15 protein-coding genes are annotated in these 16,771 nt (G+C 47.8%); 1 reads left to right on the top strand and 14 read right to left on the bottom strand.

Going from position 1 to position 16,771, the window contains the following annotated elements; genetic code table 11:
- Position 1: 1 nt before the first annotated feature.
- The 14 genes from ACFVQB_RS08980 to lspA all read right to left on the bottom strand — a co-directional run bounded on the left by ACFVQB_RS08980 (position 2) and on the right by lspA (position 16,013).
- Positions 2–1,507 carry a sensor histidine kinase gene (locus tag ACFVQB_RS08980; RefSeq protein ID WP_379437217.1) on the bottom strand — a complete coding sequence of 502 codons (1,506 nt, stop codon included), beginning with the start codon at positions 1,505–1,507 and terminating at the stop codon, positions 2–4.
- Positions 1,504–2,214 carry a response regulator transcription factor gene (locus ACFVQB_RS08985; RefSeq protein ID WP_379437220.1) on the bottom strand — a complete coding sequence of 237 codons (711 nt, stop codon included), beginning with the start codon at positions 2,212–2,214 and terminating at the stop codon, positions 1,504–1,506. The genes ACFVQB_RS08980 and ACFVQB_RS08985 overlap by 4 nt, the downstream gene beginning before the upstream one ends.
- A 217-nt stretch (positions 2,215–2,431) precedes the next feature.
- Positions 2,432–3,271 carry an Rpn family recombination-promoting nuclease/putative transposase gene (locus ACFVQB_RS08990; RefSeq protein WP_379437222.1) on the bottom strand — a complete coding sequence of 280 codons (840 nt, stop codon included), beginning with the start codon at positions 3,269–3,271 and terminating at the stop codon, positions 2,432–2,434.
- 86 nt (positions 3,272–3,357) lie between these two features.
- Positions 3,358–4,236, bottom strand: coding sequence for a helix-turn-helix transcriptional regulator (locus ACFVQB_RS08995; RefSeq protein WP_379438095.1), 879 nt, complete (start codon positions 4,234–4,236; stop codon positions 3,358–3,360).
- A 308-nt stretch (positions 4,237–4,544) separates the two neighbouring features.
- Positions 4,545–5,951 carry an MATE family efflux transporter gene (locus ACFVQB_RS09000; RefSeq protein WP_379437225.1) on the bottom strand — a complete coding sequence of 469 codons (1,407 nt, stop codon included), beginning with the start codon at positions 5,949–5,951 and terminating at the stop codon, positions 4,545–4,547.
- 243 nt (positions 5,952–6,194) lie between these two features.
- Positions 6,195–7,058, bottom strand: coding sequence for a carbohydrate ABC transporter permease (locus ACFVQB_RS09005; protein ID WP_379438097.1), 864 nt, complete (start codon positions 7,056–7,058; stop codon positions 6,195–6,197).
- A 54-nt stretch (positions 7,059–7,112) separates the two neighbouring features.
- Positions 7,113–7,994: a carbohydrate ABC transporter permease gene (locus ACFVQB_RS09010; protein ID WP_379437229.1), complete on the bottom strand. Its 882-nt coding sequence runs from the start codon at positions 7,992–7,994 to the stop codon at positions 7,113–7,115.
- Positions 7,995–8,023: 29 nt separating this feature from the next.
- Entirely contained in the window at positions 8,024–9,343 is a 1,320-nt protein-coding gene (locus ACFVQB_RS09015) for an extracellular solute-binding protein (protein WP_379437232.1), read from the bottom strand.
- Positions 9,344–9,460: 117 nt separating this feature from the next.
- Positions 9,461–10,258, bottom strand: a complete 798-nt coding sequence (locus ACFVQB_RS09020; protein WP_379437235.1) for a response regulator transcription factor — start codon at positions 10,256–10,258, stop codon at positions 9,461–9,463.
- Positions 10,227–12,014: a cache domain-containing sensor histidine kinase gene (locus ACFVQB_RS09025; protein ID WP_379437238.1), complete on the bottom strand. Its 1,788-nt coding sequence runs from the start codon at positions 12,012–12,014 to the stop codon at positions 10,227–10,229. The genes ACFVQB_RS09020 and ACFVQB_RS09025 overlap by 32 nt, the downstream gene beginning before the upstream one ends.
- A gap of 286 nt (positions 12,015–12,300) precedes the next feature.
- Positions 12,301–13,128, bottom strand: coding sequence for a carbohydrate ABC transporter permease (locus ACFVQB_RS09030; RefSeq protein ID WP_379437241.1), 828 nt, complete (start codon positions 13,126–13,128; stop codon positions 12,301–12,303).
- Positions 13,128–13,994 carry a carbohydrate ABC transporter permease gene (locus ACFVQB_RS09035; RefSeq protein WP_090903199.1) on the bottom strand — a complete coding sequence of 289 codons (867 nt, stop codon included), beginning with the start codon at positions 13,992–13,994 and terminating at the stop codon, positions 13,128–13,130. Before ACFVQB_RS09035 ends, ACFVQB_RS09030 begins: the two co-directional genes overlap by 1 nt.
- Before the next feature lie 25 nt (positions 13,995–14,019).
- Positions 14,020–15,225, bottom strand: a complete 1,206-nt coding sequence (locus ACFVQB_RS09040) for an ABC transporter substrate-binding protein (RefSeq protein ID WP_379438099.1) — start codon at positions 15,223–15,225, stop codon at positions 14,020–14,022.
- Between the two features lie 296 nt (positions 15,226–15,521).
- Positions 15,522–16,013: a signal peptidase II gene (lspA, locus tag ACFVQB_RS09045; RefSeq protein WP_379437244.1), complete on the bottom strand. Its 492-nt coding sequence runs from the start codon at positions 16,011–16,013 to the stop codon at positions 15,522–15,524.
- A 235-nt stretch (positions 16,014–16,248) separates the two neighbouring features.
- On the opposite strand from lspA, the gene ACFVQB_RS09050 reads away from it, so the two are divergent.
- On the top strand, positions 16,249–16,728 hold the full coding sequence (locus ACFVQB_RS09050) for a heme-degrading domain-containing protein (RefSeq protein ID WP_379437246.1): 480 nt from the start codon (positions 16,249–16,251) through the stop codon (positions 16,726–16,728).
- The last annotated feature ends 43 nt before the right edge of the window (positions 16,729–16,771 follow it).

A 16,771-nucleotide genomic window follows, 5' to 3' on the forward strand; every position in this document is an offset into this window, starting at 1 on the left:
GTTATTCAGACTTGTTTCCAACTTGTAAACTTGAATGAGCCAAAGGGAAAACCAGCTGGAACGTCGTTCCTTCCCCATGTTTCGGATCGCTCGGCAACAATGTGATGGTACCGCCCTGCTTCTCTACAAATTGCTTGACGAGTGATAGTCCCAGCCCGGTTCCCCCGGTTTTTCTGGCCCTGTCTTTGTTGACGGTGTAAAAGGGTTCAAAGATTTTCTCGCTTGCCTCATCCGGAATAGGCGTACCCGAGTTGAAGATGCGAATAACCGCTTGTCGCTCCTGCATTCGCAGTTCATTGCTTACCCGGATGACACCTCCCGGCACATTATATTTGATCGCATTATCCAACAGATTGATGAAAATATGCATCAGGCTCTCCCGATCGCTGCGGATCACCGCAGGCAGTAACGCCAGCTCCATGTTCAGCGCAAACTTCTCGGCTTTGCCCCGCATCCGGCCACAGGCATCTTCCAGTAGAGCACGAACCTCCACGTCTTCCGCCTGATTCTCAAAATCATATTTCTCCAGGGCAGATAAATGTAATACCTTCTCAACCATTTCGTACAGCCGCTCGGTTTCCTTACCAATATTGCTTGTAGCATCATCCAGCAATTGTGGATCATCCTTATACATGTCCAATAGCTCCACGTACGCCTTAATTGACGTAAGCGGCGTCTTGAACTCATGGCTGATGTTGCCGATATATTGTTTCTGCTGCTGCTCCAGGGCCTGAAGCTTCTCGATGGCGAGCTGAAGCTTCTGCTGTTCGGCATGCATGGCTTCAATATTTTGCTGAATCGATGTGCTCATATAATAAATGCCCTGTCCCAGCTCACCCAATTCATCCTTGTGTCTCACAGGTGATTCGGTAATATAATGCCCTTCACGGATGGAATCGGCAGACCTCTTCAAGCGGGTTATGGCAACGGCAAAACGGTTGTAGAAAAGATAGCCCAGAATGAAGCTTAGTCCAACAACCGCAATCCCCGCCCACATAAACAACTGAAGGATACGAGCATAGAATTCATGATAGCTCTGAACCGGATACTGCATGCGCACAGCACCCATCTGTCCACCCGGTCCGTCCAGCGGTGCCATATATAGCAGGGTATCCCCCTGTTCATGGTAAGCAATTTTATTTTGCAGCGCATAGTTCAGCGTCGCTGTGATATCCGCACTTTCCTCAGACATGATCGATGAACCGACCTGCTGTCCCTTCATATCATAAAGTGCGATGGGCAGACCTGTGGAGCTCGCAAGCTCCTGCGCCAGCCTGCGGCCATTTTGCTGTAAAAAAACCTCCTGCTCCAGACGAACGGACTCGGTATAGTAAGACTGCCGCACATTCAGATTCACCAGACGGGTTTGCTGGGACAGAATGGTCTCGATCTGCGTCTGCTGGTTGCGCTCAATACCTCGCAATACCAGGGAGCTGAGCACAACGACGGTCAGGATTAGCAATGCGGCCAGAAAAACGCTGAACTTCAGCTTGATGCTGACTCTCATACTGATCCGCCCGGTTCAGGGGCTGCTGCCTTATAGCCAATTCCGTATACCGTCTGCAATTTTTGCTGATCGGTGTCACCGATTTTTTTGCGCAGCCGCTGAATATGAATATCCACCGTGCGTGTGCCCCCGGCATATTCCATGCCCCACACCCGGTCCAGCAGATCATCCCGTGTGTATACACGCTCGGGGTTGGACATCAGAATGGTCAGCAAATCGAACTCTTTTGGCGTCAGATCCAGCTTCTCCTCATTCACCGTCACGGTGCGGTGAGCGATATGGATGCGTAGTGTTCCATTGACGATAGTCTGGTTCTTCTGGTCGTCAGGGGACGGGCTGCTTTTCTCCACACGGCGCATCAGTGCCTTTACCCGGGCGAGCAGCTCGCGGATCTCAAAGGGTTTGGTCATGTAATCATCCGCGCCCATTTCCAGGCCAACGATTTTATCCACGATATCATTTTTGACGGTCAGCAAAATAATGCCAATATCCTCCCGGTCCTCCAGCCTGCGGCATACGCCGTATCCATCCAGTTTGGGCATCATGACGTCCAGAATCATGACCTGCGGATGGAATGAGGCTACCTTGACCAATGCTTCTTCACCGTCATTCGCTGTCTCTACTTCATATCCTTCGCGCCGCAGCGCGTAAGCAATGGCACTGACGATGCTTGACTCGTCATCCACGACCAGTACTTTTTTATTCATCGGAATCATCCTCTATATATGTCATGAGTTATCGTATTCTTTGGATCTATGTTAACAAGGTATCGCCTGATTTGCTATGGAGGACTTTACGATTTTACAAGAAACGCTTTTATCCTCTCAGCTTGGACTTCGCTCCACTTTTTTTATACCCCAAACACAACAAAAAGAGCCAACCCGTGATTGGATCAGCCCTGGAAAGTGTAATTTCAGTTTCATATCACTGCTTAGGCAGCAGTTTTTTGATTTCCTCTTCAGAGAGTCCAGAGGCTTTCACCACAGCAGACATATCAACGCCTAATGCAAGCAGCTCACGCGCCATTTCTCTTTTCCCTTTGGCTTCTCCCTCAGCACGCGCACCTTCTATCATCGATTTTTCATCGCTTAGTGCTTTCATCCGTGCATCATAAGCCATTCTCGTAGCTGCATCCTGACTCAGAAATTCCAGCGTGTCCATCGCCTTTTTTAGCATCGGTTCATTCATCGCCAGCACCTCCCAGTTTGATGGATCAATCCCTTTTAAGAATAAAAGCCAGTTCACCAGTCCGCCCTTGTCCATAGGGACAGGGTGTTGATCCAGTTTGGTCAATTCCATTACATGAATTTCTATATCATCTGTCAAACCAATACCTGTATGATCTTCGCGTAAATGAAAAACATTGTGATATCGTTCATTGTCCAGACATGAGTAATTTAAAATATTGATCGTCACACATTTTTTCAAAAGATTATAGTTTTCGCCCTTCTTGATCTGGTGAGAGTACATTTCGCTCCAGTAGAACAGCGTCCTTTTTTCCATATTATACGGATTAAACAGCTGCATCTCAATGTTGATTAACTTGCCCTCCACCGTACGCGCTTTGATATCCAAAATGGATTGTTTATCTTCCGGACTATCTTTGTCCGTAAACGTGTTAATAAGTGTAATCTCCGTAAGAGGCGACTCACCGGTTTCAATAAACGTGCTGTTAAGGAAAGCTAACAAAACATCTTTACTTTGTTCACTTCCAAAAATACGTTTGAATACAAAATCCACTCGTGGATCGAGCAAATCCGTCATCCAGCATCAGCTCCATTCTTCACCAGGATTATATCATAATTCCCATACTTCCTTCAGCTTAACGTTGAACCTGCATTCATATCTGATCACTCTTCAAAAGACAAATTCATTGGCTCGTCCGACATCTCATACTCTGTCTCCATATGAGTCAATGGTGTATTCGGATCAACCTCTTCAAACCGGAAACTATCCACCCAAACTTTGCCTTTGCCGTTTAAAATAACCCCGAATGAGATGGTCGCACTGCCCTGTGGAACATCGAGTACAATATGGTACTGATTCCATGGCTGCGTTCCTGTAATTGGCCGATCATGCATATTATCGAATTGGAGTACATCCTGAGCATTGTTATCCACACGCATCCATAATCCGCAGAATCCTTCAACGCGATCTGTCTTCACAAAACCGGATAATTTCATCCGTTTATCCACGTACCTGTCCGCTTTGAACTGCTGCATCATGGTGGCAAACTCATTACTCTCCATCGGCGTAACAGCTTTCAGATAGCCCGATGACTTGCCCTGATGCACTTCAGCAGGATCAATACCCATCTCATAATTTTGTGGATGACTTCCGGTCAACATCCACCCTTTGATCACTGACAACTCATTCATCTGTATTTCTCCCCCTCTGGTTTTTCCTTCAAATAATCTTAGATCGAACAATTTGCGAAAACGTCCAGGCGGCATACCGTATATTTTTCTGAATGCCCGAGTAAAAGCTTCCTGACTATCAAATCCGCACGCCAGAGAAATGTCCAAAATACCCACGTTGGTGGAACGCAGTGCAGCAGACGCATAGCTCATTCGGCGATGCCGGATATAATCTACAACGGTCATGCCAACCTCCCTGCGGAAAACCCGATGATAATGATAGGGTGACAAGAGAGCCTCAGACGCCACTTCTTCAAGCCCTATATCCTCGTACAGATTCGTTTCAATAAAGTAGAGACTTTGCTGAATCATTTCACTGTATGAATTCAAATAAAGTCCAGCCCCTTTCCATATCCTTACTATACGTGAGCCTGCACATCTCGTTTTGATCATTTTTGCTAACCTGTTCTGGTGACAACCTCCGATACAGACCCAACCTATTCTCTGAACCTCTCTGGGATAACAGGGTAATAATGCACAAATAACGAAAAAAGAGCCAATCATCAGGAGGAATGCTCCATCCCATGATTGGCTCTTCTTTAATAAGACTAACGGCTCCAAGTGCGGCGCCTTTTTATTTCTATACCCCGCTCAAATCGAAGTTATTTTCCAAAACAACATTATACTGCCGGCACCGGCTGAGCTCCAACTTCCTCCTCATGATCCAACAGATCATGTTTCTCCCAAGCCCGGCTCTTCCAGCGGAAATACATAATGACAGCACGTGTCCACTCGTCTGCGGCAATCGCGAGCCATACACCAGCGAGCCCCATGTGAAGCTTGAACACCAGCAGGTAGCCCAGCGGCAGACTCATGCAGACCATGGAGATCAGTCCCATGTACACCGGGAACTTCGCGTCACCTGCGGCACGAAGGGAACCAATAATCACAATATTGCAGGTTCGCCCGGTCTCCAGCAGAAGACTGAGCAGGATGACCTGTGCACCCAGCTTGATAATTTCCGGATTATCCGTGAAGACACTCATCAGTGGAACACGGAAGAGAATAATAATTACATCGATCACAACCGTGGCGAGCAGTGCCCACTTCACACTGTCAAATACGCGTTTGTATGCATCGTTCTTGCGGCGCGCACCGACCAATCGGCCAACAATAATGGATGTTCCCATTCCGATAGCCATGCTGAACAGATAGATGTAGCTTGAAATGTTACCCGCATATTGCCGGGTTGCCATCGCTTCAGCACCCAGATAGGTCACGTACAGTGTGAAGACGAGCTGGCAGGACTGATATACAACCGATTCCAGCGCAGATGGAATACCAATTCGCAAGATTTTGCCGATAAACTTCTTCGAAAGTTTGATGTAATAGCTAAACTCCACCCTTACATCCATAACCCGATAGAGCAACCAGAAGAAAATAATCAAACAAATCAGACGGCTTCCGACCGTGGAGATCGCTGCCCCTTCTACACCAAGCTTCGGCATGCCGAAATGGCCAAAAATGAGAGCGTAGTTACCAATGACGTGAATCACGTTCATCAGAACGGAAACATACATCGTCTCTTTGGTGTAACCATGCGTACGAATCGTCGCGGCCAGCGCGTTAATCAGCGCCTGAAGGAAGATCCCGCCTCCGACAATACTTATATAAGAACAGGCAAAATCGTATATTTCACCTTGGATATGAAGCAGTGTAAGCAGATGTCCTCCAAACAGAAGAAAGCTTCCGCTCAGGATTAGTCCAACAATCAGATTAAGCGTAATCGCATTACCTGTGACCTGTGCCGCCTCACTCAACTTCTTCGAACCAATATATTGTGCCACAACAATAGCAGCGCCATGACCAATGACTTCCAGCACAAGAATCGCAATGGAAATAATCTGGTTGGCTGCTCCGACCCCGGATACTGCATTATCGGACACCGAACTGAGCATGAACGTATCCACGCTCCCCATCAACATAAACAAGAAGAGTTCCAGGAAAATAGGCCATGTTAGCCGAATCAGATTCAGATCCTTGGCATCCGAACGCAGGGACTCTTTGGTTGAGGATATTGCTGTCATTTTCTCACCTTTCCCGTGTGGGCTTTAATTCTTAGGGTATGTTAGCACAGGTAGTTTGAAAATGCAGTAGTTTTGCGAAAAAACTTGAAAGTTTTTTGAAATTCCAATAATAGGTATTTTCATTTCTTTCATTTTAGTTGCGCTATAGGCGATGAGCAAAAACCCTTACATATCCCTTTTGGATCGGGATATGTAAGGGTCCAAGATTTAAGCTAGCCAATGACTGATGTGGAATACTTAGGTCTATCCTTTTACCGATCCGGCAGCGATGCCCTCCACAATCCGGTTACTCAAGACGAGGAAAGCGATCAGGATGGGCAGGATGCTGATCATCAGTGTGGCACCAATCGCTCCCCAATCCGTTGTGTACTGTCCAATAAAGTTCTGCACCCCAACGGTCAGCGTCTTGTACGCATCTGTGCTGATGAACGTATTCACGAAGATGAACTCATTCCAGTCATATATCATGTTGATAATTGCTGTCGTGGCGATCACCGAAGATGTCATCGGCAGGACGATGCGGAAGAAAATCCGATGGACAGAGCAACCGTCCATCACCGCTGCTTCCTCCACTTCCCGTGGAAGGGCGTAATAGAAGCCAAGCAGGATCATAATCGTGATCGGCATATTAAACGCGATGTATGACAGAATGATCGACAATGGATGATCCGTAAGATGAAGCTTCAGGAACAGGCTGAACAGCGGAATCAGCGTAGAATGCACAGGGATCATCATACCCACCATGAACAATCCGAGCACCAGAGAACGCCCTTTCCAGCGCATGCGGGTTATGGCGAAGGTGACCAGACTCGCGAACAGCACGGTGAACACGACAGACACCACCGTGATCCAGACACTATTGAAGAAATACAAACTGATGTTGCCTTCCGTCCACACCTTCACATAGTTTTCCCAACGCGGAGTCGCGGGAAGGGCGAACGGTGCCATATCGAATACTTCCTGATTGTTTTTTAGCGAGAACAGCAGTAGCCATATCAAGGGCAGAATCTGCAGCAGCGCCACCAGAATCAACAGGCTGTAGAGCAGGACATAGCCGAGCCTTCTCAGCACAGTGGGTCCCGTGCCTGTTCCCGGATAGGCTGGCAACCGAACCGTGGTATCGGTTTTCACAGGGATGGACCTCCTTTCATTTCACTTCACTCAAGAATACTGAATGGTGTCCTTGGATGCCGTAGCCTTCCGCAGTAGCCAGGTTACGACCAGACATATCACGAGCAGGAAGAAACCAACGGCACTCCCATAACCAAAGTCGAATCCACGGAAAGCCTGATGATACATATAGGAAGCCATCACTTCACTGGAGCCATTCGGTCCACCGTCCGTCATCACATAAATGAGGTCAAAGTACTTCAGTGAGCCGACGACAGCCAGCACGATCGTCACTTTGATCACTTCCGTGATCAGGGGCAGCTTGATTCGAAAGGCAATCTGCCAAGGGCTCGCTCCATCAATCCGTGCTGCTTCAACCAGCGATTCCGGGATATTCTTGAGCGCAGCGTAGTAGATCAGAATATAGAATCCGGCATACTGCCACAAAATCGGTACGAACAGGGCATACAGCACCAGGGATGGCTCCGCCAGCCAGGCTGGCGGATTGGCAATCCCGATTGCTTCCAGAAAGGAATTAAGCACACCGTTGCTGGGATGGTAAATTTTCAACCACAGCTGGGCAATCGCTACCGAGGACAGCAGCATCGGAATCAGATATATTTTCCGAAACAGGTTGGCTCCCTTAATTTTGCCTGACAGCACAAGGGCAATTATAAGATAACCGATCAGGCTCAGTGCAGAGAACAAGGCCAGCAGAAAGGTATGATATGCACTCTGCCAGAACGTTGCATCATGAAGCAATCTTGCATAATTTTCAAAACCGATAAAGGTCATTGCGCCGATCCCGTCCCACTGCATCAATCCGTAATATCCGGTCAGCACGATCGGGATATAGATCAGTACCAATAACAGCAGCAGTGCGGGAAGCACGTACAACGCAGCGACTAAACGGTTGGACATGACTTTATCCATCACAATATCCTCCCTATGAGCGTTGTACGTTAGTTGCCTTTATCAATGGCTTCCTGATGATTTTTCACAAATTCCTCAGGAGTGACCGCTTTTCCGAACAATGCCTGGATCATGTCCAGATGGACCTGGGCTGCCGTCGGTTTCATCTGCACGTCGGCGAATAATGTCAGGCTGCTGGCCTGATTCAATTCATTCAGCAGGTCTGTATAAAGCTGGGGCAGTTGTACCTCGGCTGTGTCTACTTTCGTTGCCGGAATAACACCCGCTTCGGTTACAGAGCTTTCGCCCCATTTCTCCACAAAATATTGAACGAATTTCTGAGCTTCATTCTTCACCTTGGAGTTTTGTGCGACGAACAAGCCTACACCCGGGCCGCCGACCCAACTGTTAATATCGCTTTTGCCGCCATCCATCGTCGGGAATTTGAAAAATCCGATTTTATCCTTGAACTCCTGCGGTACATCCGGATTGGTGGTATAGTTCGGCAGTTCCCAGGTGCCCATGAGGTACATGGCAGCTTTCTCATTCATGAATTCCGATTTGCCTTCATCATTGGACAGGCCGTTGTAGCCCTTGTTAAAGGCGTTCATATCCACCAGCTTCTGTACTTCGGCTGCCGCCTGGATCAGGGCAGGATCGTCAAACTTGCCTGTGCCATTGATGGCCTTCTCCAATGCATCCCCGCCTAAGCGATTGGCCAGATACATATACCAGAGAGATCCGGTCCAACGATCCTTGTTGCCGAGAGCGATGGGAACCACACCATTGTCTGTCAGCGTTTTCACAACATTCAGGAATTCATCATATGTGGCCGGGGGTTGCAGATTGTATTGAGCAAAAATGTCTTTGTTGTAATAGATCGGAGATATATTCAGCTCAATCGGGAGCGCATAGGTTTTCCCGTCTACGGCATATGCCTCGGTTGTTCCGGCAATGAATTTTCCTTCGAGTGAACCACTCAGAAGGTCATCCAGCGGAGCAAACAGATTGCCCTTCACGTAAGGCTCTAGAAAACCCGCAGCCCAGGTTACGCCTACATCCGGGAGTTCATTGGAAGCGGACAGGATTTTCAATTTGTTCTTATATTGCTCATTCTCCAGTACTTCCTGTTTGATGGTCACGTTGGGATGATCGGTCTGGTATTGTTTGATGATCTCATTGACCAGCTTATTCTGCTGTGCAGAGCTGCCTGCTGGCCAGAGATGCATAAACTTGAGGGTCACTTTTCCGTCAGAGCCACTGCCGCTCGCTTCACTCTCTCCATCAGAACCTGAATTGCTGCATCCGGATAAAAACACGGCGAGGATAAGTGTCAATGTCAGTAGCATGGCTATTGGCTTTTTTCTCATATTCCTAACCCCCTGTAATGGTTATTCGGTTGATGTAACCGCTTTAATAAAATTGTAGCATGGGTACATCTCCCCCATAAGACCAGGATGATTTGGAAAAACTCCACTATTTTATGGTTATTTAGTCTCTTTGCGAAACGCAATGGAATGACGATATTTGCTTGGGCTGAGCCCTTCCAGGCTTTTAAATACCTTGATAAAATATTTATCCGTCTGGTAGCCGACCTGTTCGGCGATCTCCGAGATGGGCAGGGCCGTCTGTACGAGTATCTCCTTCGCCCGCTGAATACGTGTACGGGTCAGATATTCGCTAAAATTGATTCCTATCTGCTCCTTGAACAGAACGCTAAAATAACTTGAGTTCAAGTGCAGCATATCAGCGATTTCCCGCAAGGTAACATGTTCGCTCAGATGGGCTTCCACATAAGCAACAGCTTCACTGATCTGGGGATTAAGCCTCTGGTCTCCCCGTTCCTTGGCATCCAGCAGCTTGGGGTCAACCAGCTTCTGCATCGTTTGAATACGCCGCTGCTGGTCACCGAGTTGCAGCGCTTTCTCTACTGTCTGAATTAACTGTTCCTTCTCAATCGGTTTAAGCAAATAATCTACCACGCCGAGCTTGATGGCCTGTTGGGCATATTGGAAGTCGGCATGTCCTGACATAATCAGCACCACCGGCTTGCTCGGAAACTGCTGAACAGCTTCAACGAGGGACAGTCCAGAGAATTCCGGCATGCGAACGTCTGTAATCAAAAGGTCCGCCGTCTGTTCCTGGAGCCATGCCGCTGCCTCTACTCCACTTGCCGCAGTTCGAATTTCATTACGACCAGCCGACCAGCCTTCCAGCGTCTTGCGAATTCCTTCTCGTGTACGCGGCTCATCATCAACGATTAGAATCGTTCTGCCATGAATCATATGCACCCTCCGTATCCTTCGGAATTTCAAAGCAAAGGACAGTCCCTTCACCAACCTTGCTCGTAATGAAAATTCTGCACAATTCGCCAAGCTGACTGCCAAAATAAAGCTTCAACCTGCGATGCACGTTAACCAGCCCCACACCTGTTCCCTTGTCGGAAACAGCAGGTCCACCATTCAATGCACGAACGACAGATTGAAGCCGAGAATCATCCATGCCAGGTCCATCATCTCGAACCTCGATGCGGACCAGACCCTCCTGCGCTGAAGCATCTACATGGACGCTTACCTTTCCCGGTTCGATTTTGCTCTCGATCCCGTGAAGAATGGCATTCTCCACCAAGGGCTGTATGAGCAATTTGGGAATCCTCACGGTGCGCATCGCATCACTCAGTCTGATCTCCCATTGCAGCCTTTCTCCCAGCCTCATCTCCATAATTCGAAGATAACGCTCCGCGTGCTCCAGTTCATCGGCAATGGTAACCCATTCATCCTGATTGGGACTGGAGATGATGTAGCGAAATAGCCGGGACATTGCCACAACCATACGCGCCATTTCCTCGTCTCCTTTGTCATCAAGTGACCAATAGAATGCCTCCAGTGTGTTAAACAGAAAATGAGGATTGATCTGCGACTGCAGAGCTTTCAATTCTGTTCTTGACTGCATGATTTCCTTCTCGTATATCTCCTGGGTCAACTCGTTCAGCCGATATACCATCTGATTGTATACTTCATTGAGCCTGTGAATCTCCATCGTTGAGCTGAACATAATATTGGGCTTCATGGCCCCCGGACGTGCACTGCGCATGGCCCTCATCAGTCGGGTGATAGGACGTGTAATCATGGTGGACAAGAGAAAAGACATAATGAGGAATAACACGACGCCAAACAAACCGGAAATAAGCAGTGCCGTCCGAAGAATGGAGACACCCTCCGTCGTCTCGCTCACAGGAGTAAGAACCGCGAGCGTCCATCCCGTCATTTCGGAATGCTGTCTAACGACGATATAGGGCTCATCCCGGGTCTGGACTACAGAGCTGTCACTGCTCAGGAGTGCCTCCACATCCAGACTAGCCTCCAGATTGGATGTAACTACGCTTCCTGCAGCATCCACCAGCAGAATAGAATCCTCCACATCGTCCTCAGCATCCAAATCATTCAGTTGAAAAAAGCTGCGCTGCATCCGCACCACGACATAACCGCCAGGTTCGAAATCCCGATCCATCAGGCTGATTCGCCGAATAGCCATAATGACTCCGGGATCTTCCGGGTCGGGACCAACCCAGACCAGTCTCCCCTTCTCGGCGTCTGCTTCCGCAATCCAGTTCCGCCCGAGCCTTCCATCCAAAGAACGGTCATCCATGGGAAAAATTCTGCTGTAAGTTGTCGTATAGATTTCCAGACTCTGCACACCGCTCATAAAGGACGGATAGCTGCTCACAACCTGCAAGAGTGCTTGACGTTGATTAAACGTAGCCGGTTCCCCAGCTTTCTCATGGCTTAGCAAACGCTGCACGTAAGAATCATCTGCCACTTGGGCTGTCAGAGAGTTAACCTGTGCGATTAAGGCATCCAGTCTGCCATTAGCCTGAACAGCAGTTTGATGGATATGCTTCTCCGCATTGGTCTTCAGCAAACCGGATACCCGGTCATAGGCGGCGATTCCCGCAATAAATAACACCACCAGCATCACCAGTACAAAACCAACAAAGATCTGATTGCGTAACGAGTTCCATCTGCCCAAATTGCCTCGCAAACCCCATTCTCCTCCCCACATGTAAAAGAAATCGCCACCCGTTTCTCATCTTGGGTGACGATTGAGTGTGCAAGACTTATTAAGGCCAATCATCGCCAGAGATTATAATGTTTACATCTGTGGCTCGCTGAACTCCTTCATTGCACTTTGTTTAGCGATTAAACTAACGACTAGAAAATACCATAGTTTTCTATCTTAATCAATCACTTCAATCCAGTTTTGCTTCATAAGCGGAAGTTTGTATAAATCAAAAAAGGCGGGCTCAATGAGCCCGCCCGCTTCTTCGTCATTTCACTGAACCTTGCGTCACACCGTTGATGATCCACTTCTGTGCAAACAGATAGATGATAATCATTGGCAGCAACGCCAGCAGGTACGATGCAAACGCCAGGTTGAAGTCGGTATTGAATTGACCCTGGAACACATATTGCACCAGCGGTAGTGTGTATTGTGCCGGATCACTAATAATAATGAGCGGCAGCAGAAAGTCATTGTAAGTGGACAGACAGGTCAGAATACCAACCGTTGCACTAATCGGCGCCATCAATGGGAAAATGATTTTCCAGAACGTGCCCCAGGTTGTTGCTCCATCTACGAAGGCTGCTTCCTCCAACGCTACCGGAATGGACCGAATGTAACCTACATACACAAATACGTTAAAGGCAAGACCATACACCGTATGCAGCAGGATAAGACCCAGCAGATTGGTCATTTCCAGTGATGCAGTCAGCTTAACAATCGGCAGCATGATAATCGGAAACGGAATAAACATCGCGCTGACGAAGTAATAGTACAACCCTTTGAAAAACTTCCGTTTTTCCATATTCCGCGCAATCGCATAAGCAACCATAGAGTTACTGAGCAAGGTCAGGATGACTGTTGATGCAGTCACAATGGCACTGTTACGGAATGATTGGAAGAAGTTTGTCATAACTATTGCACTTGCAAAGTTCTCCCAGTGAAGCGTTGTCGGAATAGCAAATACCGATTGGGCCATTTGCTCCGGATTCTTCAATGCGATCGTTACCGTCATATATAAAGGGAACAGAATGAACAAAGTACCCAGAACAATTAACAACATAACGGGCCAGTTGGTACGTAAACGGCTTCTCATTACAGATCCGTCTCCCTTCTTTGCAGGAACCGGATTTGCAGAATCGAAATCACCGCGATAACGATGAAGTAGATAACCGAGTTCGCAGATTGATACGCATATTCGCCGCCTTCAAAACCACCCGTGTAGATCAGATGGGAGATGGACTGTGTTGCCCGTCCCGGCCCACCATTGGTCAAGGCCACGATCTGGTCAAAGACCATCAATGAGTTTTTCATCGCCAGCACCATATTAATCGTGAAGAACGGGGCAATAAGTGGAAACGTAATGCTCCAGAATTCACGCCATTTGCCGGCGCCGTCCAGATTTGATGCTTCATACAATGTCGTAGGGATCGTTTGCAAGCCCGCCAAATATAGAATCGTATTCAATGCAACTGATTGCCAAACGGCCACAATCACGATCCCAATCCATGCCAGGCTTTCGCTGCCCAGAATGTTCGTGGATAGGGCGTTGATCCCCAGGTTTTGCCCCCAGATCGGGAATACGTTGGAGAACAGGTAGTTAAATATGTAACCTACGATCAATACACTCAGAATATTCGGCAAGAAGTAGATGCCACGGAAAAAGTTACGAAACTTAATCTTGGCATTTAGCCCGAGTGCAATGAGCAGGCTTAGAATATTCGTCAGGATCGTTACAACGATCGCAAACTTGAAGGTAAACCAGTAGGCGTTGCCTACATTATCATCCTGAAAAAGATTGAAATAGTTTTTGAATCCAACAAAATCATAACCTTTACCGAATCCGTTGTAGTTCGTAAATGAATAATAGATCCCCTGGAGGGCCGGCAGCGTCATAAATACGAAGAACAATACTACCGCTGGAACCGTCATCCAGTAATAGGGCGCGATGCGCTTGTTCATACTCCATCCTCCTTCGGACAAGGCGTTATCGCCGATTCGCTACCTTGTCCCATTCTTTGTCGAGTGTATCCAGATAGTTGTCGATGTTCTTGTTCTGCAAAAAGGACTGTACGATGGAATTCAGCTGCACCGCAGCCGGAATATAGTGATCGGCGAAGTCGATAACCTTGCCCTGCTCAATGTAAGGTGTCAGTTCCTGTACAGCAGGATCATCTTGTTTTACACCCTCCACCGCAGAGAACAGCGTCTGTTCCTTAATGTACTTGCCTATATCTTCAGGCTCCAGCAGAAACGCGATGAACTGCTCGGCCTGCTCCTTGTTCGGTGTATCCGCTGCAATGGTAAACAGGGAGTCGATTCCGTTCACCAGCTTAATCTGGCTCGGATCGTTGCCTGTCGGGAAGGGGAAGAAACCAAGGTCCACATTCGGGTTGGCTTTGCGAATTTCAGAGATTGCCCAGGTACCCTGGATGTACATATATGCTTCGCCATTGGCAAAGGCACGGTTACCATCCGAATACGCTTTACCGAAGTTGTCGCCGTGACCGTAATTCATCAGCTCCAGCTGCTTCTCCGCAACCTCGCGGTATTTCTCCTTGAAGGTCACTTTGTTCTCGCGACGCTCCAGATAGAAATCAATACCAACCAAGTTAGGCCCGAGTGCATTGAACGGCAGATTTGTCTGCCAGTCATCCTTGTATGTGAAGTAAAACGGAATTTTACCCGCATCCTTAATTTTTTGGGCTGTAGCAATCAGCTCATCCCAGGTCTTGGGTACGTCCAGACCCATTTCCTTAAACAACGTTTTGTTGTACATGATGCCGTTTGCATTTGTTGCGTAAGGAACACCAGTCACTTCATCCATGCCCGTGACATCCTTCAGCATCTGTATGTAATTGGGATCGATCGTTTTCAACAGTGGACTGTCGGTCAAATCGGCGAAAATATCACTCTGTGCAAGAATGGAATAGGTATCGGTTGCCCCCATCGCCATAATGTCTGGCACATCGTTCTTCACCACACGTGTCTTCAGCACCGTCTCCGCGTCGGGTGGATTTACCTGAGTGACCTGAATATCGGAGTGTTCGGCGTTAAATGTTTTGATTAACTCGTCAAAGGTTCCTTTGGCTTCGGGTTTGTTCTGAAAAAATTCAACCTGCACTTTGCCGTTGGCATGATTCCCGCTGGTGCAGGAAGACAGAAGTACAGCCGTTATTCCACAAAGCAGCATTAACCCGAGTGCCTTGGTAAGCGATGTTCTCATGTTGTACCTCCCTCAGCTTATATACGTAAAGATTTACCCATTAAATTAGTGAAATAACCATGTGGTTAATCCTTCCACCGATTCATACTAAGAGCGTTGACTATAATGTGTCCTATTATTCCTAAAACGGTTTCGGTAAAATTGAATCAGGCCCATTGACCGCGAGCCCGGTCATCGACATAACAAAAAGGGACATCGGAATTTATCCAATGTCCCTCATGTATTCAGTTACCACTGCTTACATCAAAGCTGTTGTTAACTTATTATGAGCGCTCTATTTTCGGCAAAGCATTACGTAAACGCTTGGCTCGGTAACTCTGAAATGCACGAATCAGCATGCCGATGACCAGCATAACCACACCAACATTTATCGCTACATCCGCCAAATTGAGAATACCACGTCCCGACGGAAATACGAGAAAATCCGTTACGCGTGCGTAGATAAAACGGTCGATTGCATTACCCAAGGCACCGCCGACCATGAAGCCGGCACCCGCCTGCATCCAGAAACCGCGAATTTCACCTTTTCTCCGATAATATAAAATGCCCGCCACGAACAGAATGGCGACCACACCGAACAGACGCGCATTCCCTTGAAAAAGGCTGCCTGCCATCCCACTGTTCTCATAATGCTGCAACTGCATGCCCGAGTCGCCAAGTCTCATCGTGTCGCCAACTTCCATATACATCCTCACTGCCATCTTGGTTCCCTGATCAACCAAGGTAACCAGCAGTGCTATAAAATAAAATAACATGTGCCACTCCTCCTGCCGGACTTCGCCATAACCTATGTAAACCTCGAAGGTTTCTGGTGTAACGTTCCCTTTCACTTTAACACAGGCGAGGCAATGTCTCCAAATGAGCAAGCATACAGAACCATATATAACGGGTTAAAACCCACCTTGCCCTCCTGTCTGCATGCAGCAGGTACCCTAATGATCGACGTCGAATGTAGACATTAACCACACACGTAAAGGAGCTGTCCGTAATTTGAACCTAACGATGACAGAGAAATTAAAGGAAATGCAGCAGGAAGAAAAGGAATTGATATTTTGGACATTCGATGCTGAAATAGCGCTCAAACTCGGACTACGTTTGGTCGAGGAAGCGAAACGTCGTTCACAGGCGGTTACAATCGACATCACACTCAAGGGGCATCGTCTCTTTTTGCATGCCATGGAAGGCACCCATCCAGACAACGAAGACTGGATTCGACGCAAGAACAACGTTGTGAATCACTTCTCTTCCAGCTCTTGGCATACAGCCCTGAGACTGAGAAGCGAGGATAAAACGCTTGAACATGATTTTGGTTTGCCTTCCTCTGACTATGTTTTGGCTGGCGGTGCTTTTCCACTGATTGTGGAGGACAAGGGACAAATCGGCACCATTACCGTATCCGGGCTGCCAGATGAGGAAGACCATGAAATGGTCACCTCCGGAATTCGCTCTTTTTTGTTACAGCAAAACTAATTCGGGCAAACGAAAAAAGTCCCCCTGATCCATATGTGATCAG

It is taken from the genome of Paenibacillus sp. NPDC057886 (assembly GCF_042796655.1).
Lineage (GTDB): Bacteria > Bacillota > Bacilli > Paenibacillales > Paenibacillaceae > Paenibacillus.

Bases quoted from the DNA above. Each gene is read 5' to 3' on its own strand.
- ACFVQB_RS08990 (WP_379437222.1), bottom strand. From the start codon at position 3,271: ATGACGGATTTGCTCGATCCACGAGTGGATTTTGTATTCAAACGTATT.
- lspA (WP_379437244.1), bottom strand. From the start codon at position 16,013: ATGTTATTTTATTTTATAGCACTGCTGGTTACCTTGGTTGATCAGGGA.
- ACFVQB_RS09040 (WP_379438099.1), bottom strand. From the start codon at position 15,225: ATGCTGCTTTGTGGAATAACGGCTGTACTTCTGTCTTCCTGCACCAGC.
- ACFVQB_RS09030 (WP_379437241.1), bottom strand. From the start codon at position 13,128: ATGAGAAGCCGTTTACGTACCAACTGGCCCGTTATGTTGTTAATTGTT.
- ACFVQB_RS09015 (WP_379437232.1), bottom strand. From the start codon at position 9,343: ATGAGAAAAAAGCCAATAGCCATGCTACTGACATTGACACTTATCCTC.
- ACFVQB_RS09000 (WP_379437225.1), bottom strand. From the start codon at position 5,951: ATGACAGCAATATCCTCAACCAAAGAGTCCCTGCGTTCGGATGCCAAG.
- ACFVQB_RS09035 (WP_090903199.1), bottom strand. From the start codon at position 13,994: ATGAACAAGCGCATCGCGCCCTATTACTGGATGACGGTTCCAGCGGTA.
- ACFVQB_RS08980 (WP_379437217.1), bottom strand. From the start codon at position 1,507: ATGAGAGTCAGCATCAAGCTGAAGTTCAGCGTTTTTCTGGCCGCATTG.
- ACFVQB_RS09020 (WP_379437235.1), bottom strand. From the start codon at position 10,258: ATGATTCATGGCAGAACGATTCTAATCGTTGATGATGAGCCGCGTACA.
- ACFVQB_RS08985 (WP_379437220.1), bottom strand. From the start codon at position 2,214: ATGAATAAAAAAGTACTGGTCGTGGATGACGAGTCAAGCATCGTCAGT.
- ACFVQB_RS08995 (WP_379438095.1), bottom strand. From the start codon at position 4,236: ATGATTCAGCAAAGTCTCTACTTTATTGAAACGAATCTGTACGAGGAT.
- ACFVQB_RS09010 (WP_379437229.1), bottom strand. From the start codon at position 7,994: ATGGATAAAGTCATGTCCAACCGTTTAGTCGCTGCGTTGTACGTGCTT.